Source organism: Saliphagus sp. GCM10025334, assembly GCF_042663485.1.
In the GTDB taxonomy this organism is placed as follows: domain Archaea; phylum Halobacteriota; class Halobacteria; order Halobacteriales; family Natrialbaceae; genus Natronosalvus.
This window is the reverse complement of the sequence record NZ_JBHTAF010000005.1, coordinates 81,148-102,953: the sequence shown is the minus strand read 5'-3', so window position 1 is coordinate 102,953 and position 21,806 is coordinate 81,148. Positions and strand designations below refer to the sequence as shown.

At 65.3% G+C, this 21,806-nt stretch carries 16 protein-coding genes; 6 read left to right on the top strand and 10 right to left on the bottom strand.

The genetic code is table 11. The annotated features are described in order from the left end of the window. Positions 1–72 precede the first annotated feature (72 nt). The gene (locus ACFQO4_RS17515) at positions 73–1,299 is read right to left on the bottom strand and encodes a DegT/DnrJ/EryC1/StrS family aminotransferase (RefSeq protein ID WP_500262148.1); all 1,227 of its coding nucleotides are present in this window, start codon (positions 1,297–1,299) and stop codon (positions 73–75) included. Between the two features lie 130 nt (positions 1,300–1,429). On the opposite strand from ACFQO4_RS17515, the gene ACFQO4_RS17510 reads away from it, so the two are divergent. Further along, on the top strand, positions 1,430–2,593 hold the full coding sequence (locus ACFQO4_RS17510) for a hypothetical protein (protein WP_500262147.1): 1,164 nt from the start codon (positions 1,430–1,432) through the stop codon (positions 2,591–2,593). 105 nt (positions 2,594–2,698) lie between these two features. Then, positions 2,699–3,520 (top strand): PIG-L deacetylase family protein, encoded by an 822-nt coding sequence (locus tag ACFQO4_RS17505; protein WP_500262146.1) that lies wholly within the window; start codon positions 2,699–2,701, stop codon positions 3,518–3,520. Between the two features lie 123 nt (positions 3,521–3,643). Here the strand turns inward: ACFQO4_RS17505 and ACFQO4_RS17500 are convergent, their stop codons facing one another. The 4 genes from ACFQO4_RS17500 to ACFQO4_RS17485 form a co-directional block, all read right to left on the bottom strand. Then, the gene (locus tag ACFQO4_RS17500) at positions 3,644–5,131 is read right to left on the bottom strand and encodes a sulfatase family protein (protein ID WP_500262145.1); all 1,488 of its coding nucleotides are present in this window, start codon (positions 5,129–5,131) and stop codon (positions 3,644–3,646) included. Positions 5,132–5,217: 86 nt separating this feature from the next. Further along, on the bottom strand, positions 5,218–6,444 hold the full coding sequence (locus tag ACFQO4_RS17495) for an aminotransferase class V-fold PLP-dependent enzyme (protein ID WP_500262144.1): 1,227 nt from the start codon (positions 6,442–6,444) through the stop codon (positions 5,218–5,220). Further along, positions 6,441–7,175 (bottom strand): fumarylacetoacetate hydrolase family protein, encoded by a 735-nt coding sequence (locus ACFQO4_RS17490; RefSeq protein ID WP_500262143.1) that lies wholly within the window; start codon positions 7,173–7,175, stop codon positions 6,441–6,443. Before ACFQO4_RS17490 ends, ACFQO4_RS17495 begins: the two co-directional genes overlap by 4 nt. 112 nt (positions 7,176–7,287) lie before the next feature. Continuing rightward, the gene (locus ACFQO4_RS17485; RefSeq protein WP_500262142.1) at positions 7,288–8,886 is read right to left on the bottom strand and encodes an N-acyl-D-amino-acid deacylase family protein; all 1,599 of its coding nucleotides are present in this window, start codon (positions 8,884–8,886) and stop codon (positions 7,288–7,290) included. Between the two features lie 200 nt (positions 8,887–9,086). Between ACFQO4_RS17485 and ACFQO4_RS17480 the strand changes: the two genes are divergently transcribed. After that, the gene (locus ACFQO4_RS17480; protein ID WP_500262141.1) at positions 9,087–12,872 is read left to right on the top strand and encodes a carbohydrate-binding protein; all 3,786 of its coding nucleotides are present in this window, start codon (positions 9,087–9,089) and stop codon (positions 12,870–12,872) included. A 278-nt stretch (positions 12,873–13,150) separates the two neighbouring features. On the opposite strand, the gene ACFQO4_RS17475 is transcribed toward ACFQO4_RS17480, so the two are convergent. From ACFQO4_RS17475 to ACFQO4_RS17455, 5 genes are all read right to left on the bottom strand, one after another. Then, positions 13,151–13,858: a type 1 glutamine amidotransferase gene (locus tag ACFQO4_RS17475; protein WP_500262140.1), complete on the bottom strand. Its 708-nt coding sequence runs from the start codon at positions 13,856–13,858 to the stop codon at positions 13,151–13,153. 39 nt (positions 13,859–13,897) lie between these two features. After that, complete coding sequence (locus ACFQO4_RS17470) at positions 13,898–14,677, bottom strand: sugar phosphate isomerase/epimerase family protein (protein WP_500262139.1); 780 nt, start codon at positions 14,675–14,677, stop codon at positions 13,898–13,900. Then, positions 14,674–15,642 carry an aldo/keto reductase gene (locus tag ACFQO4_RS17465; protein ID WP_500262138.1) on the bottom strand — a complete coding sequence of 323 codons (969 nt, stop codon included), beginning with the start codon at positions 15,640–15,642 and terminating at the stop codon, positions 14,674–14,676. Before ACFQO4_RS17465 ends, ACFQO4_RS17470 begins: the two co-directional genes overlap by 4 nt. Before the next feature lie 162 nt (positions 15,643–15,804). Further along, positions 15,805–16,851 (bottom strand): Gfo/Idh/MocA family protein, encoded by a 1,047-nt coding sequence (locus tag ACFQO4_RS17460; protein ID WP_500262137.1) that lies wholly within the window; start codon positions 16,849–16,851, stop codon positions 15,805–15,807. A gap of 61 nt (positions 16,852–16,912) precedes the next feature. After that, positions 16,913–17,992 (bottom strand): Gfo/Idh/MocA family protein, encoded by a 1,080-nt coding sequence (locus tag ACFQO4_RS17455; RefSeq protein ID WP_500262136.1) that lies wholly within the window; start codon positions 17,990–17,992, stop codon positions 16,913–16,915. A gap of 963 nt (positions 17,993–18,955) precedes the next feature. On the opposite strand from ACFQO4_RS17455, the gene ACFQO4_RS17450 reads away from it, so the two are divergent. From ACFQO4_RS17450 to ACFQO4_RS17440, 3 genes are all read left to right on the top strand, one after another. Beyond that, positions 18,956–19,741, top strand: a complete 786-nt coding sequence (locus ACFQO4_RS17450) for a glutamine amidotransferase (RefSeq protein ID WP_500262135.1) — start codon at positions 18,956–18,958, stop codon at positions 19,739–19,741. 107 nt (positions 19,742–19,848) lie between these two features. Further along, complete coding sequence (locus tag ACFQO4_RS17445; RefSeq protein WP_500262134.1) at positions 19,849–20,208, top strand: hypothetical protein; 360 nt, start codon at positions 19,849–19,851, stop codon at positions 20,206–20,208. Between the two features lie 172 nt (positions 20,209–20,380). Next, complete coding sequence (locus ACFQO4_RS17440; RefSeq protein ID WP_500262133.1) at positions 20,381–21,739, top strand: neutral/alkaline non-lysosomal ceramidase N-terminal domain-containing protein; 1,359 nt, start codon at positions 20,381–20,383, stop codon at positions 21,737–21,739. Positions 21,740–21,806 lie beyond the last annotated feature (67 nt).

Here is a 21,806-nt window from a genome sequence, read left to right as displayed (position 1 = left end):
GGTTACGACGCCGGCACGCCACCCGTTGCCGTCCGCTCGAGCACCGATGGATCGTCGTCGCTGTCGACCACTTTACCGCTCACGGAGTTCGTCGGCGTGGTCTTTCACCTTTCGGATCGCAGCGGGAATCGTTCGAATGCCCTCCTCCTCGGCGAGCAACACCGGGTGGCTGTAGGCGACGTTCTCCCTGCACAGTCGCTCCGCACCGGGAAGGTGCAGGTTCCAGTAGTCCGGGACGTCCGTTCCGGGTGGGAGAAGCCGCCGAACCTGATCGCGGAAGAACGCCGGCTGCTTGTAGATCGGTACTTCGTAGCCGTCGTAGACCGGCACGCCCTCGGCGCGCACGGCCTCGATGAATCGGTCGCGGCTGAGCCCACCGAACGCCTCGGCGTCGTAGCGAACGTTCTCGAGACAGTAGCCGCGAGCGGTGATGCGATCGTCTCGCGGTTTGGTGTGTATCCCGTCGATCTCTTCGAGTTCGGCGAGGAGGAGTCTCTCGTTCGCCTCGCGGCGTTCGTTCTCCTCGGGCAGTTTCTCGAGCTGGCCGATCGCGACGGCGGCCTGGAACGCGGACATCCGGGAGTTCGAGGCGAGTTTGTAGTGACGATATCCCGTCTCACCTTGCGAACGGCCGATGTTCTGCATGACTCGGGCTCGTTCCGCGAGCACGTCGTTATCGGTGACGACGATGCCGCCTTCGCCGCTGGGAAGTGACTTCGTTTCCTGAAACGAGAACGTCCCGAACTCCCCGAAGGTGCCGACCTTCTGGCCGCGCCACTCCGATCCCTGCGCGTGGGCCGCGTCCTCGATCAGGAAGAGGTCGTGTTCCTCGACGATCGGCAGCAGTTCGTCCATGTCCATCGGATACCCCGCGAAGTGGACGCCGATGATCCCGACCGTGTCGTCGGTGATCTGCTCGCGTACCGAATCGGGGTCGATATTGAACGTCTCCGGGTCGGTATCGGCGAATCGCGGAATCGCCCCCACGGCGGGAACGACGCTCGCACTCGCGATAAAGGAGTAGGAGGGGACGATCACCTCGTCGCCGGGCTCGACGCCGACGGCTCGGAGCGCCAGTTCGATCGCGACGGTCCCGTTACTGACGGCGATCGCGTGTTCGGCGTCGTGGTACGCGGCAAATTCGTCCTCGAGACGTTCGATCCACGGTCCGCGACACCAGTTGCCGCTCTCGAACGCCTCGAGGAGATACGCTCGAGACGTATCCGTCGGCTGTGGCCACTCCGGAATCGAGAGTGCTTCGGCTGCTTTCGCTCCGCCGTCGATGGCAAGGTCGCTCATAGTTATCCCTCTCATTTCTGTGTCGGCATAAAGATACCGCGACCCCGTACGACCCTGGGGTCCGAGGGTCTCCGTCTCATCGACGGCCGGGGCGACTACCTTTATGCCGGCCCCCTTCGACTATCCCGACATGCCAGCTCTGTGGACCTATCCCTGGACGCTCGAGCGCGAGGGACTCGAGGCGGCCTGTGAACGCCTGGCCGACCACGGTATCGAGGCGATGAACGTCGCCAGCCACTACCACTCCGTTCGGTCGATGCAGCCCCGTTTTCCCGACGACCTGTTTCGCGCCTACGGCGGCGGCTGTTACTTCGAGCCTGGTGAACGGTTCGACGACCTGCCAATCGAACCGTCGGTCAACCGCGTCGGCTCGTGGGACGATCCGCTCGCGGAAGTCGCCGACGGCGCACACGATCACGGGATGGCCGTCAACGCGTGGACGGTCTGTCTCCACAACACGCGACTGGGATCGACGAACCCGGACTACCGGTTCGAGAGCGCGTTCGGCGACGCTCACGACCACTCGCTGTGCCCGTCTCACCCCGCGGTACAGGACTACTTCGCGGCGGTTGTCGAGTCGATCCGCGACCGTGGCGTCGACGAGGTCCAGCTCGAGTCGATCGGCTTCCCGAGCGCGTTTCACGACCACGGATCGCAGTACGGCCACGACAAACGCCAGACGGTGACGAGCGGCGCCGAATCGGTACTCCTCTCGCAGTGTTTCTGCGACGGCTGTCGGTCAGCCGCCGCGTCGCACCGGGTCGACCTCGAGCGAGCACGAGAGCGCGTCCAGGAGCTCATTCGCCCCTCGCTCGCCGATCCAAACGCCTCGTTGCCGCCGATCGACGACCTTCGCGAGCGGGAACCACTCGTGGACGACCTACTCGAGTTCCGCGCGACTGTAATCGAAGCATTGATCGAGCGACTCGCCACGGCGTCCGGATCGACGCCGCTCAACTACTACGCGATGGAGGCCTACGGTCAGGCGCCAGCGGCGCTCCCCGCGGCGGGCGTCGACCTGGAGCTCCTCGAGTCCCACATCGACCGGGTGACGGCGCTGTGTTACGTCGCCGAGGCCGAGACGGCTCGCGAGCGAATCGCGGCGCTCGAGCGCGTCGTGGACTGCCCGATCGACGCCGGCATCACGCTCTCTCCGGCCGTCGTCGACGGGTCCGATCAGGTGGCCGCCCTCGTGGAGGGAATCCGGTCGGTGACCGACGGCCGGCTTTCGATCTACCACCACTCCTTGCTGACGGAGACGCACCTCGAGTGGATCGGCGACGCGCTCGCGTAGCGGGACTTGTTCGTCGTCCAGGATCGCGACCGCTCTCGGCTCCAACCACGACCTCCCCCTCGAGCGACCGCAACGTTTTCGTCATCCACCGGTCGTACTGTAGCCATGTCCAGACGACTGCTGGTGATCGGCGCCCACCCCGACGACCCCGACATTCGCGCCGGCGGGCTGGCGTGTTCGTGGACGGACGCCGGACACGACGTCCGGTTCGTCTCGATGACTGACGGCCGCGGCGGCCACCACGAACAGAGCGGAGCCGAACTCGTCGAGCGCCGTCGGCAAGAGGCTGCAGCGGCCGCCGACACCATCGGTATCGAGTATCGCGTCCTCGAGAATCCGGACGGCCGGCTCGAGCCGACCCTCGAGAACCGCGAGACGGTCATCGAGCTGATCCGCGAGTACGACCCCGACCTCGTGTTGACCCACCGGACGAACGACTATCACCCGGATCACCGGTACACCTCGCAACTGGTTCGAGACGCGGCGTACATGGTCACCGTCCCGAACGTCTGTCCGGAGACGCCGGCGCTCGAGGACAACCCCGTGTTCGCGTACCTGCTCGACACGTTCGAGCGGCCGTACCCGTTCACGCCGGACGTCATCGTGCCGATCGATCCCGAACACGTCGAGTGCAAGTACGACGCACTCGACTGCCACGAGTCCCAGATGTACGAGTGGTTGCCGTACAACAAAGGCGAACTCGAGGCCGTTCCCGACGACCCCGACGATCGCCGCGAGTGGCTCGAGACGGATCCGATCCCGGGACTCGCGGAGATGCGCGCGACGGCCGATCGGTTCCGCGACGACCTGATCGAACAGCACGGACCCGAACGCGGCCGGCAGGTTGAGTACGCCGAGGCGTTCGAGGTGTCCGAGTATGGCGGCGACCTCACGTCGGCTCTCGCATCGGACCTCGTGTCTCCCTGATTCGGGTGCCGCGAGAGGCTCGAGTTACGTCTCGACGCTCGAGTGCCGTCTCATCTGAAATTCACACTGGCTGAAAAGCAGCCGAGAGCCACTGGAAGCGATCCCTAATACGCCTGTGAACGGTCAGCCGTGACGCTCGAGCAGCGCCGTCGCGTGCTCGCTTCGGCCTGTCCGTCGAAGGTGCTCGGCGTAGTCCTCGAGCGCGCCCCAGGTGTAGTACGGCCCCTTGCCGCGGAGGACCTGCCACAGTGGATCGGTGACGGCGTTTTCGGCGCCGGGGTTGCCGCCCCGCTCGCCGCGAGCGGCCTCGAGCAGGCGGTCGTCGACCCACTGCTGGAGCATGCTCAGCCCATCGCGGACGACGTCGGGGTGCTCGTCGGCGAGGTTCGTCGTCTCGTGCGGGTCGTGGGCCAGGTCGAACAGCATGAGGTCCTCGAGGTCGCTCTTGAACGCGTCGTGGTAGGTCTTGACCAGCAGCCAGTCGTCCCAGCGAACGGCCCGCTGGCAGGTCCAGGTGCCCTGGCTGAGCACGAGGCGCTCGCGACCGCTTCCGTCGTCCATTTCGTCACCGGTGACCGATTCGGCGAACGACCGCCCGTCCCAGCCGTCGGGGACGTCCCCGCCGACGAGGTCGACGAGCGTCGGCGGAAAATCGAGCTGGTACCGAAACGCGTTGTCGACGCCCGGTTCGATCCCAGGGCCGCGAACGATCAGCGGGACGTTGCACGTCTTCTCGTCGGCCGTCTGGTGGTCGCCGTAGACGTTGAGTTCCCCCAGGTTCTCGCCGTGGTCGGCGCTCACGACGACGAGCGTCTCCTCGAAGACACCGGCCTCGCGCAGGAGATCGAACAGCTTCCCGACGTGGTTGTCCATGTAGTGGACGCCCACATCGTAGCCGTCGACCATGGTCTCGAAGTCTTCGCGCGAGGCGACGTCGGGGGGCATCCTGGGCGCGTCTCGCTTGTCGCCCCAGCTACACAGGTCCTGTGCGCTCTGGGCGCCGGTCCCCTGGTAGTGTCGCTCGATCACGTCCTCGGTCGGCCAGTCCGGAGCGGGTTCGTCCGCGAACGGGTGGCCGTACTCGAGCGGCGTCGTGTACTCGGTGTGGGGGTCCCAGAAGTTGACGTGGAGGTACCAGTCGTCCTCGGCAGCGTGCTCGGCGAGCCAGTCGCGGGCGTAGGGGTAGACCTCGTCGGCCCGCTCCGACCCGTTGCCGCCGGTGTCGTAGAGTTCGTCGAACCCCTCGACGACCTGCCAGGCGTCGTGACGGGCGGGAAACGGGCTGATCATCGCCGTGTCCAGCCCCTGTTCGCCGAGAATCGAGGCGAGCGTTCTGAAGCGTCGCGGGTAGCGTTCGCCGCGCGCGGGACCGTGCCGGCGCGGGTCGGCGTTCTGCCCGCCGTGATTGATCACGCCGGTGTGGATGCCAAATCGGCCGGTGTAGAACGCCGTTCTCGAGGGGAGACACGGCGCGTCGGACGCGTAGACGTTCGTGAACCGGCGCCCGTCCGCGGCGATCTCGTCGATGTTCGGTGACGTCTCTCGGTGGTAGCCGTAACACCCGAGGTGGTCGGGTCGCAGCGAATCGACGTCGACGTACAGTATCCGCATAGAGTGAGATTCTCGCCCAAGAGAATAGGTGTTTGGTCTGTTGCCGGCTCGACGTCGTCGTCCATCGGTGACGTCTCAAGGCGGCCCTACTCGGCCCCGGAACCGACGTGAGCAGCAATCCGCTCGACGACGTACTCGGCCTGGTCATCTGGGAGACACCGCGGGTTGATCGTGAACTGGGACTGGTGGACGTCGTCGGCGCCGACGAATATTCGTGGGTTCTCCGCCCGAAGCCCCCCGACCAGTGACACGGTGTCGACCGGCGACCGCTCCTCGTCCACGGTCACGACGACGCTCGTGACCGCGTCGGTCTTCCCGGCGTTGGCGAGGTCGGCGTCGAGACAGTCGATTCCCTCGAGTTGGCCGGCGATTCGCTCGGCGCGGTCGTGCCACTCCTCGAGTACCGCCTGGTCGTCCTGCTCGATGAACGCGTCGAGCGCGGCGATCAGTCCGGCCAGTTCCTCCTTGCCGACCTTCATCGATCGGCCGATTCCCTGCCGAGGGACGCCGGGGAGGTCGTCGACGTCGACGAGGCTCTCGGGCGGGTCGTACACGGGTTCTGAGGCGTGCATGTCGAGGTGCTGGCGGGCAACCGATTTGATCAGGTCCTCGCGTCCGGCGAGGATGCCCGACGACTGCGGCCCGCGGATCGCCTTCCCGCCGCTGAAGGCGACGAGGTCGGCACCCTGCTCGACGAATTTCGAGAGGTTCTCGGTCGGCGGCAACTCGGCCGCCGCGTCGACGATGACCGGGACGTCGTGGTCGTGGGCGATCTCGACGACCGTATCGAGCGGCGGTCGCGTGTAGGGTTTCTCCATGTAGGCCACCGCGACGGTCTCGTCGGTGATCGCCGCCTCGATCTCCCACGGCTCGGTGTTCTCGGACCCGGTCCCGAGGGTGTAGTCGTTCGCCCCGACGTCGACGATCTCGGCGCCGGCGACGCGTAGGGCGTGATCGTAGCCGTTTCGGTGGGTTCGAGGCATCACGATCTCGCTCGCCACGTCCTCGGTTTCGGGCAACTGCGCCATGACCTCGAGGTCGTCACCGGCGATGCACGCGGCCGCCGCCAGCGTGAGCGCGGAACTCGCGCCGTTGGTGACGTAGCCGGCGTCGGCCCCGGTCGCCTCGGCGATGCGCTCGGAGGCCGCTGCCTGCAGGTCCGAGAGGCGGACGAACGCCTCCGCCGCGCGATTCATGGCCTCGAGGGATTCCTCCCGGATGAGCGTGCCGCCGATCCGCGTCTTGGTGCCGGTCGCGTTGACGACCGGCGGGACGCCGAGGTCGTCGTAGATCGTGTCCCCCTCGAGCGTCATCGGGCGATCACCCGGTTCTCGAGGACGCCGACGCCTTCGAACTCGACCTCGACGACGTCGCCCTCGCTTAGCTCGTCCGGCCCGAAGGGCGTCCCGGTCGCGATGACGTCGCCCGGCTCGAGGGTGATGAGTTCCGAGACGTCCGAGACTAATTCCGGCACCGTGAAGATCAGGTGTTCGCGGGTGCTCTCCTGTTTCGTCTCGCCGTTCAGGCGCAACTCGAGGGTGGCATCGTCGGGCACTTCGTCCGGTGTGGCCACCACGGGCCCCATCGGGAGCGAGGCGTCGAAGGCCTTCCCGCGCACCCAGTTGCGCTCCTCGGCCTGGTCGTCCCGGTTCGAGATGTCGTTGAGGCAGGTGAAGCCCTCGACGACGTCCATCGCGTCGTCGACCGAGACGTCGCGACACTGCTCGGCGATGACGACGCCGAACTCGGCCTCGAACTCGACGCTCTCGCGCCCGGGTGGCAGTTCGATGGCATCGCCGTGGGCGACGACGCAGTTGGGCGTCTTCAGGAAGAGTTCCGGACGCTCCGGTCGGTCGTCGAAGCCCGACTCCCGGCGGTGGTCCATGTAGCCGCCGGCCTGGCAGATAATCTTCGTCGGTTCCGACGGTGGGAGGACGTCCACCTCGTCGGGATCGTACGTCTTGCCGTCGGCGACGATGCCGTCGTCAGTCCACTCACCGCGTCGTGCGTAGCCAGTCTGGTCGCTGAATCGTACCGTTCGCATTGTCACTCGAGCATTCCCGCGAGACACCAACGTTCTTTCGATCCCGCCAGTAATCGACCGGTCGAGTGGAGTCGGAATCGTCCCGAGCGGGGTCGGATCGCTCGAGCGGTCGTCAGGCCCGAATTGCGCCGCCAGGCCGAGCGCCGGTGTCCTCGCTGTCGCGAACGATCGGCGTCCCGTCGACCACGACGTGCTCGATCCCGAGCGGGTACTGCTCCGGATCGTCGAACGTCGCGCGGTCGTCGACCACCGCCGGATCGAAGACGACCAGATCCGCGTCGAGGCCCGGACGAAGCACGCCCTTCGAATCGAGTCCCATCGCTCGAGCGGGGAGCGACGTCATCGACCGGACGGCCTCCTCGAGCGACAGGAGGTTCTCCTGGCGGACGTACTTCGCCAGGATGCGAGGGAACGAGCCGTAGACGCGGGGGTGGGGACGGGCCCCGAACAGGCCGTCGGTGCCGACCATGACGCGCTCGCTCTGCATGATCGTCCGGACGTCCTCTTCGATCAACCCGTGGGCGATCATCGACGCCTCGAAGTCCTCCGCGAGCAGAACGTCACAGAGGACGTCAATCGGTGTGCTGTCGCGTTCGGTCGCGATGGATGCGATGTCTCGGCCGCTCGCGTCGCCGAACGCCTCGGAGGTGAGATTCGTCACCTCGATGCGGTCCCAGCCGGTCTTGCCGCCGACGTTCTCCCAGCCGTCGATTCGCCACTCCTCGATGTCTCGACGAATCTCCTCGCGCTGGTCGGAATCTGTGAGCGTCTCGCGAAGGGCGTCGGCGTCGCCCGACTGGACCCACGGCGGCAACAGCGACGTCAGCATGCTACTGCCCGCGGTGTAGGGGTACTGGTCTGCGGTGACGTCCACGCCGCGCTCGCGGGCGATCTCGACCTGTGCGAGCAGGCGGTCGGCCTTCCCCTGCTGTTCGCTGCCGGTGACTTTGAAGTGCGAAACCTGGAGCGGAATGTCGTGCTCGGCGCCGATGTCGACGAACTCGTCGAGCGCCTCCCAGATCCAGCGACCCTCGCTACGGATGTGGGCGACGAACGGCCGCCCGTAGGGAGCGAGTTCGGCCGCGAGTCGGGACACTTCCTCGGTCTCCGAGTACACCTGCGGCGTGTAGACGAGCCCCGTCGAGAAGCCGATCGCCCCGTCCTCGAGCCCCTCGCGGACGAGCGCTGCCATCTCTTCGAGTTCGTCGTCGGTCGGCTGGACATCGTCCATGCCGAGCACGTCGTAGCGGGCGGTGCCGTGGCCGACCAGCGTCGCGATGTTCGGCGCGATGTTCGCGTCGTCGACCGCGTCGAGGTACTCGCCGAGGGAGTTCCACGTCCACTCGCGCTCGAGTCGCCCCGCGAGGCCGCTGAGGTACTCCTGCCACGGGCCGATGCCCTCCTCGCGGTAGAGCGGGGCCATCGAGAACCCGTCCTGGCCGAGGATTTCGGTGGTGATCCCCTGCCGGGTCTTCGGCGCGAGTGAGGGGTCAGCGAACAGCTCGAGGTCGGAGTGGGAGTGGGCGTCGATGAAGCCCGGGGAAACGACGCTCCCGTCGGCGTCGATCCGCGTGTCGGCGTCGAGGCCGGGGTCGGGAGCCGTTACGATTCGATCGATGCGACCGTCGACGACGCCGACCGCGCCACGAAACCAGGGCGCACCCGTACCGTCGACGATCCGTGCGTTCTCGACGAGTAAATCGAGGCTCATGCGCACCCAATTCGCGGCCTGCGTCCTAAATCCACCGCTCGTGGACGGCAACTGCCCCGCTGACTAGCCGTTGGACGCGCATCCTCGTTCCGTCTCGAGCCACCTGTTCTCGCTCCGAAGAGACCTATCGTTTCGTGTTATTGTGAAAATGTATCTCAACCACGAAAATCTATATATCCTACGAGTTAGAGTGTTATTTGATGTCACAGCGCAAGCAACGTGAGCGTGAGCGTGAGGAGCACCCTTCCGAAACGGGTGACGACCACCAGTGGGAAATCGATCAGCTGGGCGCGGTTCGGAACCCCCCGACGAATCCGAATCTCTCGCGACGATCGGTACTGGCGGCAACCAGCGCCGGGTTGCTCGCCGGATTGGTCCCGACGGGCACCGCCACCGTGGCCGCAGACGACGACCGCTATCACCGCAAAACGCGACCGACGATGTGGACCGAGACGATGCGCGCGAACGCCCGACGGAACATCGAGCGCTACGACTGGGCCGCGGGTCAGCGCGACAACGCCGTCGAGTCGGCCGATAGCTACCTCGAGAAGTACGGCCCCGACCTCGACAGCCTGTGGAGCCTCGTTACGTCCCAGCAGGTTCCCCGTGGTGGTGGATTGTCGAACGAACGCCTCGTCCTGGGCGGCGATAGCGACCCCGGCACCGACCGCCTGTGGAAGATAGAGACGAACGTCGACGACCCCCACGGTGATGGAAAGCTGACGGTACCGACGAACGACTTCGGCGCCTACCGCGAGAGCGGCCTCGACGACCGGGGAATGTTCGACCCCGACCTCGCTGACGACTCGCTGCTGGTCAACGAGGAACACCCCGAGATGGGCGACGGCTGGGGCGTCGACGACGGCTGGGGCTGGGTCGACGAGAACGACGACCTCGGGATGGGCGAGGGCAACCGATGGAACTTCGTCGCCTATTACAACCACTGGTTCGTCTGGCGCCCCGGCGGAGTTCGTCGGATTCTCGACGCGCTGGTCGACGCTTACCTGCTCACCGAGGAATCGGAGTATGCGGTCGCCGGACTGGTACTCATGGATCGCATCGCGGACGTCTACCCCGAGATGACGATCGCGGACTACCAGCAGAACGCCCACGGCTTCTGGAACAGCCACGGCGGCCGCCAGACCGGTCGCATCATCGGGTCACACTGGGAGGGCAACCTCGCCCGGCGGCTGCTGGTCGCCTACGACGCGTTCTTCCCCGCGCTCGACGATCCTACCGTCGCGGACGACGTCGTGAGCTTCCTCGACGGAAAGACCGACGAATACCCCGGACTGGCCGCCAAGGATTCGGTTGCACGTATTCGAGAGAACATCGAGGAGAACTACATCAAAGAGATCTTCCCGGCCGCGAAAGCCTCCCAGATCGCCCCGGGGCGGGGTCAGTTATCGGCACTCGCGATTTCGGCCCGGGTGCTCGACGACACGCGTGAGAACGGCTACACGCGGGAGGCCATCGAGTGGATCTTCCAGCCCGGCAACGAGTACTTCGACGGTGATGTCTGGAACGAGGAACCCGAGAACTGGTACACGACGGGTGGAAACGTGCTCGCCCCGATCGTCGACCAGTGCGACCGCGATGGGTACTGGCACGAGGGCTCCCTCGGCTACAACCGGATCCGGATGTCCTCTATCCTGCAGGTCGCCCAGAACCTGCAAGGCTACGACGGGTTCGACGGCGCCGATCTCTACCAGCATCCGAAGTTCCAGAGCGCACTCAAGATCAACTCGGATCTCCTCCTTCTGGACGAGTTCTCGCCCGCGCTCGGGGACACCCACCACCCGGCGGGCAACGAGATGAGCCAGAGTGGCATTTCGGACGGCTACGAGGTGACGGGCGACTCCCGATTCGCCAAGCTGTGGCACTACTCGAACGGCTACTCCACGGCCGGAATCAGGGGCTCGATCTACGACGCCGAACCCGACGGACTCGCCGAGGAGATCCAGTCGATCGTCGACGCCGAGGGACCCCTCGACCTGCCGAGTCAGAACCTCGCCGGCTTCGGTTTCGCCGCGCTCCGGGACGGCGAGAACTACACGACCGAATCCTTCGGCGAGACCTACGACACGTCCGACCTGTTCGCCGAGGCCTCCGCGCCGATCAACGACAGCTTCGACGAGGCGATCCAGTTCGAAGCCAGCCAGGCGGGCGAGTGGTGGACGTTCGAGTTCGACGTCGCAGACGCCGACGAGTACGAACTCGAGCTCGAGACGCTGTTCGTCAGCACCTACGGCATCTACGACCTGTCCGTCAACGGCGAGTACGTCGACACCATCGACTTCATGGCCGATGGCAGCGGTCGAGACACCATCTCGTACCTGCTCGAGTTGCCCGCGGGAACCAACACGATGCGCTTCGAGTGCGTCGGCAACAACGACGACTCCGGGGGCTACAAGATGGCGCTGTACTACCTGACGTTGCTCGACGAAGAAGCCCGCGAACGTCGGGACGCGGCCGAACTGGGGAACGCGAAGCGCGCGTTCTGGATGTACTACGGCCGCAACGGAATCGGCGGTGGTGGAACCCCCCACGCCCACCGCGACACGCTACAGATCGGCGTCGCGGCCCACCAGATGGAACTCTCGCGAGACCTCGGCTATCCGGAGGCTACTGGCACCTATCCGCCTCGGCAGTTCTTCACGGACAACACGATCAGCCACAACACGGTCGTGGTCAACGAGCGCGGCCAGGATCACCACTGGGTCGGCACGCCTCGACACTTCGAGGGTGACGACGAGCGGGTGAACCTGATCGACGTCGAGGCACCCCACGTCTACGAGGAAGCCGACGAGTACCGGCGAACGACCGCGTCGATCACCGTTGACGAAGAACACTCCTACGCCGTGGACTTCTTCCGCGTCGCTGGCGGCGACGACCACCGCTACAGCTTCCACACGACGAAAGCCGACCTCGCCACCGAAGGCCTCGATCTCGAGGCCCAGGACGGCGGAACGCTTGCCGGCGAGAACGTTCCGTACGCAGATTCGTCGTACAACAGTCCGCGGTCGCCGGACTCGCGGGGCTCCGGGCTCAACTACTTCGACCAGGTCGAGCGTGACGACGACCCCGCAGACCGAGTCGTCCTCGACTGGGACGTCGAGGATCACTTCAATCTGCGTGACGACGACGCTGACGGCGTTCACCTGCGACTCACGTCGTTCGGCGACTTCGACGACGTCGAACTGGCCAACGGGTATCCACCGAACAGCTCCGGCGGCGCCGCGCCAGAGTCCAGTCTCAGGTACGCCTTCCTCAACCGGCGCGGATCGGACCTCCAGACGACGTACACCTCCGTGATCGAACACTACGACGGCGACCGGGTCGTCGAGTCGATCGAGGAAGTTCCGGTCTCGGGCGGGCCGGGCCACGCCGTCAGAGTCGAGCTGACGAACGGGCGCACCGACTACGTCGTCTGTTCGTTCGAGAAGACCGACACGCTGACCGTCGACGACACGTTCGAGTTCAAGGGCTTCTTCGGCCTCTACTCGGTCGAAGACGGCGAGCCCGAGTACGCCTACGTCCAGGACGGAACGCACCTCGAGCCCCTCGACGAATCACCGCTCATCCAGGAAGCCGAGGGGTTCGTCCGAGGCACCGTCGAGGACTTCACCCGGGAGATGAGTCTCGAGAACGAGCTCACGATCCGAATTGTCGCCGATACGGGCCTCCTCGATCGCCACACCGGGTTCGTCTACGTCGACAACGACCAGCGCGACCCCTGGCGGGGCGAACCCGATCCAGAGAACCCGATCCTTGGTCGCGATCAGCGTGGCCGAGGGAACGGTTCCTACCCGATTGAGGCCCTGGAGGACGGGCGCGGAAACCTGATGACGGTCGACGTCGGCGAGAAGACCTTCACCCGTGATTTCGTCGATCCAGACCAGCTCGAGGACGGCGGGTACAACTACATTATCGAGGAAGGCGACGACGTTCGGATTCCGCTGACGTCGGTGTGGTCGCGGGAGTAGGCGGTCGCGGTTCCCGTTTTTCTGTCCACGCGTTCACGGTCTCGGTTTTCTCTTCTCACGTTCGTAGTCCCGATTTTCTTCCCTCGCGTTCGTGATCCCGCCCTTCGTCGAGCGCCTCCCGACCCCCAGTCAGCGCACCTGACTCGCACGTCGTCGCGTGTTCCGACGAGCGAGCGAGTGAGGTTCGGTCGAAACATTACGGCGCTCGAGCGGTGTTCGGGTGGAACGGCGGAGTACTCGAGCGGTTAGGTTGAACCAGTAGAGTACTCGAAAAACGATCAGGCTCGCGATTCGTTCGTCGGCCGCTCGGCCGACAGCGCCTCGACGTACTCGAGGAAGTTGTCGAACAGCACTTTGGCGTCGGCCGCCGTGACGACGTTCTCTTCGGTAATTCCGTCGAGGACCGCGGCGATTCGTTCCTCGGGCAGGTCCTTCTCGCGAGTAATCCGTTCGGCGGTCGCGCGGTCGTACTCGGGGTGGAACTGGACGCCGAAGATGTGGCCGGCGCGGAAGCCGTGTATCGAGTAGTCGTTCTCGGCCGTGAGTTCGGCTCCAGGCGGGAGTTTCGTCACCTCGTCGGAGTGGGTGGTGAACGCCAGGAACCGGTCGGGGAGACTCGACAGCAACTGCGAGTCGCCGACGCGTTCGATCTCCCGGTAGCCGATCTCGTACTCGCCCATCGGTTCGACTCGGCCGCCGAGGACGTGTGCGAGCAACTGGTGGCCGAAACAGACGCCGAGCACGGGAAGGTCGCGATCGATCGCCTCGTCCACCCACTCGAGCAGTGGCGGAATCCACGGTTCGTCGCCGTAGACCGACGCGCCAGACCCGCTGACGACCACGGCATCGTAGTCGTAGGTCTCGGGGAGGTCGCCTTCGTCCACCGCGAACGAGTGGACCTCGGCTCGTACGTCTCGATCGAAGTTCCGCGCCGTCGCCTCGTCGTTGTACGAGGCGTTCAACAGCGCTACTCGGAGTGCGTACATATTTGTTGACCGGTACGAAACACTGGAGGGTGAAATACGTTACCGTCCCGTCGAGACGATGGATCGGACGGTCTCAAGGTCGGCCTCGATCGCCTCCCGGTAGGAACGGTCGTCGGTCACGAACTCCACGTTCGCGAATCCGGCGAACCCGCCCTCGAGGAACGGCTCGAGGATCGCCTCGAGGTCGTAGTACGCCTCCGCGAGCGTGGCGCGAGCGCGTTCGGTTCGCTCACGCGTCGTCTGGAGGTGGAGCTGATTCGAGAGCGGCGCGAGTTCCCGGGCCTCGCGCTCGAGTTCGGGTGCTGGAATCGAAAAGCCCGGCTGGTAGTTCAGGCGACAGCGCTCGTCGTCGATCGCCTCGATCAGCCGTCTGGCTCCTTCGCGGGTGTGCGTGACCGTGTTGTTGTGCTTCTCGACGGTGATCTCGACGTCGTAGTCGGCGGCGCGCTCGGTCAGTCGCTCGAGGTCGGCGACGACCCGATCCCAGTGGTCCTCGTCGTGATCGCCGTACTCCTGGCTGCCGGCCCAGACCCGGATAATGTCCGTGTCGAGGCGGTCGGTCACCGCGAGTTCGTGCTCGAGGTCGTCGGCGAAGTCGTCGCTGCCACAGCGCAGGTACGAGCCGTACGAGGCGATCTCGAGGCCGCGAGCGCTCGCCGCCTCGTCGATCCGCTCGCAGGTCGCCTCGGAGCCGTCGCCGACGTGATCGCGGCCCCAGATTTCGACGCCGTCGTAACCGGCGTCGCTGGCCAGCTCGAGTACCTCCTCGAGGGGGCGCTCTTTGGCAGAGATCGTACACAGGCCGACGCGAATCGTCATTGCGCTCCCTCCGCGTCGGCGTAGGCGTCCGTGATCCGCTTCAGCTGGTCGTCGGTCACCGACAGATCAACCGCCCCCGCGTTCTCCTCGAGCTGGTCGACCGTCCGGGCGCCGACGATGGGAACGCAGGTGAATCGGTCACGATCCATACACCACCGGAGGGCGACCTGCGCGGGAGTCGCCCCGGTCTCGGTCGCGACCGACCGGACGGCCTCGAGGACGCGCCACTGCCGCTCGTCGAACCGGTCGTCCCACCCGTCCAGGTCGCCCCGCGATCCGGTGGGCACCTTGCCGTCGCGGTCGTACTTCCCCGTGAGGAAGCCACCCTCGAGTGGCGAGTACGGACAGACCGCCAGGCCCTGGTCGGCACAGACGTCGAGGTAGTCGGCGACCTCGTCCCGGTAAGCGGCGTTGAATCGCGGTTGAGTAATCTCGAATCGCTCGAGATCCTCGCGATCACTTTCCCACAGTGCCTTCGTCAGTTTCCAGGCCGCGCCCGCGGATGCTCCGAGGTAGCGAACGGTGCCCTCCCGGACGAGGTCGTCGAGAGTTCGCAGCGTCTCTCGGAGGGGCGTCCCGTCGTCGAAGCGGTGGATGTAGTAGACGTCGAGGTAGTCCGTGTCGAGTCGTTCGAGCGTGTTCTGGATCTCCGAGCGGATCGACTTCCGCGAGAGGCTCGTCTCGGGCACGCCGTGCGTTCGCCACCAGACTTTGCTCGCGATCACGAAGTCCTCCCGATCGTGGTCGGCGAGCCACTCGCCGATCCAGCGTTCGCTCCGCCCGCCGCCGTAGCTGTTGGCCGTGTCGACGAAGTTGATCCCCTGCTCCCAGGCTGCGTCCAGCAGGTCGTGTGCGGTCTCGCGATCCGTCTCGAGCCTTCCGTTCGACTCCTTACCGAACCGCCAGGTGCCGAGACACAGCGGCGACACCGTCAGTCCGGTCGAGCCCAGTCGTCGGTACTCCATGTGTGGGTACTGTGACCCCGCCACCAAAGAGATAGGGGGAGCGGCAGGGTACGCAGTCGGTCGCCGCTCGAGGGGCGTCATTCGCCCTCGTATGCCATCGCTCGTTCGGCTCGTCGCTCGGCTCGCTCATACGGATACTCCCGCACTCGCGTACTCACCCGCTCACTCGTCCGGCGGCAACTCCCCCGACTCGATGAGCGCAGCCAGCGGATTGTCCTCGATTTCCAGCGGGAGACTGACGCGACCCCGTTTACGCGCCGACTCCCAGATACCGAAGACGATCTCCGTCGACCCGAGCGCTCGTCGGCCGCTGATGATCGGCTCCTCGCCGGTCTCGAGGGCTTCGAGGAGCGTCACGATGGCCGCGTCCTGGGCGGGGTCGCCGCCGACTTCGACGGTCCGCCACTCGCCGTCTGTTCGGATGCGATACTCGTCGCCGAGTTGGAACTCGATCTCGCCGTCGGTCCCAATGAAGCGATTGGTGTGGGGACCGACGGCCTCGGCACCCGCACCCGTCGAGCAGAGTGCGTGAACGCCGGATTCGTACGCCCACATGCCGAGTCCCTGGCGTTCGGACGGCATGTTCGTGTACCAGACGTACTCGTCCGGGTAGTCGATCTGCCCGAGCACCCACGCCACCGGTTCGTCACCGAGGACGTAGTTCGCGAGGTCGACGTGGTGGAGCCCCGTCTGGAGCAAGTCCTGGCGACCGATCTCGACGCGCTCGAGGTCGCCGATCGCCCCGTCCTCGATGACTCGCTTAATCTCGCCAGCGGCGTCGCTGCACCGGTTCTGGAGGTTGATCGTCAACTGGACGTCAGCGTCTTCACAGACCTCGACGAGACGCCGACTCTCACCGACCGTCTCGGCCATCGGCTTCTCGCAGTGGACTGCCTGCACCGACTCGTGATGGGCACACGTTTCGACCAGCTCCCCGTGCGTCGACGGCGGGGTGCAGATACTGACGACGTCGGGGGCCGCCCCGTCGAGCATCGCCTGGACGTCCGTGAAGACCTGGTCGTCGTCGAGACCGAACTCGTCCCCGAAGGCGGCTGCGTGATCGGCCACGATGTCCGCGCAGGCGGTCACCCGACAGCCGTCTGCCCGTCGAAAACTCCGCGCGTGACGGTGACCCATGGAGTAGCCGTCGTGATCCGAGTCCTCGGGATGTGGCCCGGTTCCGACGATTCCAACCGTGTAGTCGCTCATGGTGTAACGGATCGTAGTTCCGGCGACCGTCCTATAAGCGTGGCGGTGGCCTCGAGGGCGGCTACGTCGCGGAAGCGTCGGTATCGACGGCGACCCACTCGCCGCTTTCTGCGGACTCGTAGGCGGCGTCGAGAATGCGAAGGACCGAGGCGGCGTCCTGGAGCGTAACCGGCGGGTCGCGCTCTCCGTCGCAGGCCTCGAAAAACGCCTCGACGAAGTCCATGCCCCACGACCCGCCGTAGCCCGGCGCCGGATCGTACTCGTGGGTGATCGTCCGGTGAGGTGTACACGCCCACTCGCCGCTCGCGTCGTCGAGTTCGAGCGTCGTCTCGCCGTCGAACCCGAACTCTCGTCCCATCGGGTCCCAGCTTCCTCGTCCGTCGCTTCCGTACAGGTCTAATCTGGTGTCGTAGACGCCCTCGCCGAGGTGGTAGCCGCAGTGAAGCGTGCCGATCGCCCCGCCGGCTGTCTCGAGCTGGAGCGTCGCGACGTCCTCGACAGCGACTCCCTCGGTACCCGACGCCGTGTTCGCGTTGACGCGTACGATCGGTTCCTCGAGGAGGTAGTCGATCAGCTGGAGCCAGTGGATGCCGAGCCACTGGAGGATGCCACCGCGACTCGCGTCCTCGTCGAAGATGAAGTGGTCGGTGTCCCGGAACGACAACTGGGAGGCGACGTAGCGCGCCTCGAACGCGCGGACGTCGCCGAAGAAGCCATCCTCGACCAGCCGACGGAGGTCTCGAGCGATCGGGTGAGATTGCCACGGATACGACACGCAGATGGTTTCGTCGGCGCTCCCGGCCCGTTCGAGTACGGGCTCGAGGTCGGCCACCTGGCGGGCCGCCGGCTTCTCCGTGTAGACGTCGACCCCGTCGTCGAGCGCCCGTTCGATGGCGTCGGGCGTATCGCGATTCGGAAGCGTGAGGAAGACCGCGTCGACCGACTCGGCCGCCAGCAGGGCCTCGAGGGAGTCGTAGACCGGGACGTCGCCGAGGGAGTCGACGGTGGACGGATCGAAAGCCGGATTCGGTTCGCACGCACACGTCACGGTCGCCTTCGCCTGAAGCGCGTCGAGGGTCTGCAGGTAGGGCTCGGCATGGTGGTGGTTGAGGCCGACGTAGCCGATGGCTCGCTCCGTCATTTCGTTACCTCCAGGCCGTCGCCAGTTCGTTCGGCCGTGCGAGCGTCGCGGTGACGGTTATCGTTCCTGTTGCACTGAATTGTTCGCCACTGGTAGCGGGCGACAGTTGTCGGCACCGCTGTCTGCCTGCCGACGGTGTTCGATTCGCACGGTTCGTGTCGGGTTCGGGGACCAGGAGGGATCACGTCAGGCTCACCTGCGGGAGATCCGATTCGCGTAGCTGCATCGTTACTAACGGTTCATGGTGGCAAGTTGTAATGTACGTTGCGGTGAGAGACGTGGCACTCTCGACACACGGGTGGTTTCGAGGTCCCAAAATCGAACACTCGTTCACCACAAGTGGTGGACGGAGTCGACCCCACTGGCACTGTCCTCGAGCGACCGTAGTCGAAAACGCCGTCACGACCGAATAGCGAACGTGAAAAAAGCCGGATGCCGTTCACCACACATAAACAGCTGTTTACGCTCGAGAACGAACGTCACTACCGCCTTCTTAGGCCTATTATACCGAGAACGACTGTCACAGGGAAACAAAACGTGACTCTCGTACGCTTGTAACAGTTTGTGACCAAATCTCACCCTATTGTTTTGCTATTCAAAACAAGGAGCCGGACAATCTTCGAAAGTACCATCCCGATACGGTACACGTCTGCCAGGAACGTCAACTTCGCCTACTCGTTGGTGAACCCGATTCGACCGTCGTCATTGCCTGATCGGCGCAGTCTCCGTCGATGGGGAACTCGAGGTCAATTCGAGCCTCCTCGAGCCGTTTCAGGTGCCCACGACGTGGGATCGGTCGTTCGTGGACGTGCTGTCCCAGGTGCCCATCAGATTGTCGTGGACCCGGCCAGGGGCGTAGTATTCGGCCGTCGCCCCGGGCAGGGACGAAAGTGGGGTGTTCGGCGCTCGAAAACGACTCGATGAGGGCCAACGTCGATTCCTGGCGACTGACGTCAGCGCAAGGTGAACAACGACCGGTGGCTTGATACCCGGACGCTCCCTCGTGTCGAGCGACTCATGACGAACGTACTCCTCGCCGGTGAGTCCTGGCAGCTGCTCACCTTCGAGATCAAGGGACAGGACGTCCTCACCGGGGCGTCCTACGACGAAGCGCCGGATCACCTCGTCGCAGCCCTCGAGGTCGCGGGCGCGTCGGTGACTTACCAGCCCTGTCACGTCGCAACCCGCGAGTTCCCTCGCACGCGAGCCGAACTCGAGGCGTACGACCTCGTAATCCTGAGCGACATCGGCGCGGACACCCTCCAGCTTACGCCGCAGGTCCGACGGGGCGAAGCCGACGTCGACCGCTGTGAACTCATGGCGTCGTACGTCGAAGACGGCGGCGCACTGGGGATGATCGGCGGCTACATGAGTTTCGCGGGCGTCAACGGCCAGGCGCGGTACAATCGCACCGCGCTCGCCGACGTCCTGCCGGTCTCGATCGGTCCCGGCGACGACCGGGTGGAGGCGCCGGCCGGCGTTCGGCCGACGAACGAAGGGGTTCCAGGAGCGGACCTCGACGACGAGTGGCCGGCCGTCCTCGGCTACAACCGGGTCGTCGCCGACGCCGACGCAGATGTCTGGGCGACGGTCGGCGACGATCCCCTGGTTGCCGTCGGCTCGTACGGAGACGGACGGACGTTCGCGTTCACTACCGACTGTGCGCCCCACTGGGCGCCGCCGGCGTTCCTCGAGTGGGACGGCCTTCCCACCCTCTGGGAAGCACTGCTCGGGTACGTCACCGGCTGACCAGGACGTCGGGAGACCGTTCGTCCGATCCAGAGATCCAGAAGAAGATCGGTCACACGACCTGGCGACCCAAACGTACTTTTGCGTGACCCACGCTACGCCAACGTATGAAACGCTACGAAACGCGCGTCGAGGGCGGAACGGTCTACCTCGAGACCGACGAGGGGGACCTCGAGATCGGTGACCTCGATACCATCGTGGACGTGATCGGCAACGAGACGTACACGATCACCTACGACGAGAAGCAACGAACCCAGGCGTGGCTCGAGACCGACGAAGAGGGGAGGGTGACCTTCGACGTCCGTGAGACCATCGTCGACCTGGACCATCGGCGAGAGTTCGTCGAAAAGATGCGGGCGATCGATCGCTCCGAGGAGACGTACGGACTGCCGGAGCGGGCCGTCGAATTTGCCGAGGAGATCGTGTCGATCTTCGAGCAGCAGGGTGCCTCCACGCAGTCGGAGTAACAGTTGCTCGAGTCTGGCCGCCTGAACTGACCGCTCACTAACGGTCCAGGACTGGTTCTCGAGTGCTCCGAACGCTTCGGGTGCTTCGAGTGCTCCGAGCACCTCCAGCGCTTCGAGCACGAAACGCCGCCACACCCATATGGGATCGGAACGAACCGAAAACCGATCTTCGATGCCACGGGACGCACGCGATACGTCTTCGAGCCGTTACGGGTGGCAAGCCGGTACCGCCACCCGCGTCATTACGCCCGAGCAACCGATGTGGATGGCGGGCTTCGCAAAGCGCGACGACCCTGCCACGGGCGTCGAACACGACCTCGAGGCGACGGCGCTCGCGCTCGAGGACGAGTCGGGAACGCTCGCGGCCATCGTCTCCGCCGACGTGTTGTTCGTCCCGAGAGTGATCCGGGACGCCGTCACGCAGCGCTGTGAGGCGAAATACAGTATCGATCCCGATTCCATCGTGCTGGCGGCGACGCACACCCACTGCGGACCGGAATTCCGGGATTTCAAGGTGCGAATGTACGCCGACGACGTCGAGCGGTATCGATCGAACGCGGCCGACTATCGCGAACGACTCGAGGACGAACTGGTCGCCGTGATCGGCGAGGCACTCGAGGACCGAGCGCCGGTTCGGCTCAGTCACAGCCACGCCCGGTGTGGGTTCGCGATGAATCGACGACTGCCGGTCGAGGACGGGATCGCCCACGAGCAAAACCCCGACGCGCCGGTCGATCACGAAGTTCCGGTTCTCGTCGTCGAACCCAACGAAGGGATCGATCGGACTGACGGAGCAACGCCCTCGGCCATCGTGTTCGGCTACGCGTGTCACACGACGACCCTCTCGTTCACGAAGTACTGTGGCGACTGGGCCGGGTTCGCCCGCCGATACCTCGAGGAGCGATACCCGGGAGTCACCGCGCTCTGCCTCTTGGGCTGTGCCGGCGACCAGAATCCGTATCCACGCGGTGACGTTGACCTGGCGAAACACCACGGACGCACGATGGCCACAACCGTCCGGGCGGCGATCGAATCCCGAAGACGGCCGATTCGAGGACCGCTCAGGACCGGCTTCGAGGACTGTGAACTCGAATTCGAGGACCCGCCGAGCAGGGACGAACTCGAGGCGATTCGTAAGGGCGACGTGCGACACCTGCGCGTCCGCGCGGAGGCGCTCCTCGACGAACTCGACGAGACCGGCACGATTCGAACGGAACACCCGTATCCGATACAGGCGTTCGGCTTCGGCGACGACCTCACGCTGGTGGCTCTCGGCGGCGAGGTTCTCGTCGAGTACGGGATTCAACTGAAGGATCGCCTCGAGGGACCGGTCTGGGTGGCCGGGTACGCGAACGACGAGTTCACGTACGTGCCGACGGCCAGAGTGAGAGCCGAGGGTGGCTACGAGAGCGAGGGAGCGATCCGCCGGTCGACGTTTTCGGGGCCACTCGACCCGAACACTGAGGAACGGATCCTACAGCACACGCAGGCGCTCGGCGAGCGGGTACGCGGCTCGAGGACAATACAATAGGTTCGATAGATGCAATAGGTGCAATAGATGGAATCGACCCAATGACTTTAGTCTCGAGCCCGACCAG

What these genes read in the sequence shown, in the direction of transcription:
- ACFQO4_RS17515 (WP_500262148.1), bottom strand. Translation starts at nt 1,299, where the DNA reads ATGAGCGACCTTGCCATCGACGGCGGAGCGAAAGCAGCCGAAGCACTC.
- ACFQO4_RS17510 (WP_500262147.1), top strand. Translation starts at nt 1,430, where the DNA reads ATGCCAGCTCTGTGGACCTATCCCTGGACGCTCGAGCGCGAGGGACTC.
- ACFQO4_RS17505 (WP_500262146.1), top strand. Translation starts at nt 2,699, where the DNA reads ATGTCCAGACGACTGCTGGTGATCGGCGCCCACCCCGACGACCCCGAC.
- ACFQO4_RS17500 (WP_500262145.1), bottom strand. Translation starts at nt 5,131, where the DNA reads ATGCGGATACTGTACGTCGACGTCGATTCGCTGCGACCCGACCACCTC.
- ACFQO4_RS17495 (WP_500262144.1), bottom strand. Translation starts at nt 6,444, where the DNA reads ATGACGCTCGAGGGGGACACGATCTACGACGACCTCGGCGTCCCGCCG.
- ACFQO4_RS17490 (WP_500262143.1), bottom strand. Translation starts at nt 7,175, where the DNA reads ATGCGAACGGTACGATTCAGCGACCAGACTGGCTACGCACGACGCGGT.
- ACFQO4_RS17485 (WP_500262142.1), bottom strand. Translation starts at nt 8,886, where the DNA reads ATGAGCCTCGATTTACTCGTCGAGAACGCACGGATCGTCGACGGTACG.
- ACFQO4_RS17480 (WP_500262141.1), top strand. Translation starts at nt 9,087, where the DNA reads ATGTCACAGCGCAAGCAACGTGAGCGTGAGCGTGAGGAGCACCCTTCC.
- ACFQO4_RS17475 (WP_500262140.1), bottom strand. Translation starts at nt 13,858, where the DNA reads ATGTACGCACTCCGAGTAGCGCTGTTGAACGCCTCGTACAACGACGAG.
- ACFQO4_RS17470 (WP_500262139.1), bottom strand. Translation starts at nt 14,677, where the DNA reads ATGACGATTCGCGTCGGCCTGTGTACGATCTCTGCCAAAGAGCGCCCC.
- ACFQO4_RS17465 (WP_500262138.1), bottom strand. Translation starts at nt 15,642, where the DNA reads ATGGAGTACCGACGACTGGGCTCGACCGGACTGACGGTGTCGCCGCTG.
- ACFQO4_RS17460 (WP_500262137.1), bottom strand. Translation starts at nt 16,851, where the DNA reads ATGAGCGACTACACGGTTGGAATCGTCGGAACCGGGCCACATCCCGAG.
- ACFQO4_RS17455 (WP_500262136.1), bottom strand. Translation starts at nt 17,992, where the DNA reads ATGACGGAGCGAGCCATCGGCTACGTCGGCCTCAACCACCACCATGCC.
- ACFQO4_RS17445 (WP_500262134.1), top strand. Translation starts at nt 19,849, where the DNA reads ATGAAACGCTACGAAACGCGCGTCGAGGGCGGAACGGTCTACCTCGAG.
- ACFQO4_RS17440 (WP_500262133.1), top strand. Translation starts at nt 20,381, where the DNA reads ATGCCACGGGACGCACGCGATACGTCTTCGAGCCGTTACGGGTGGCAA.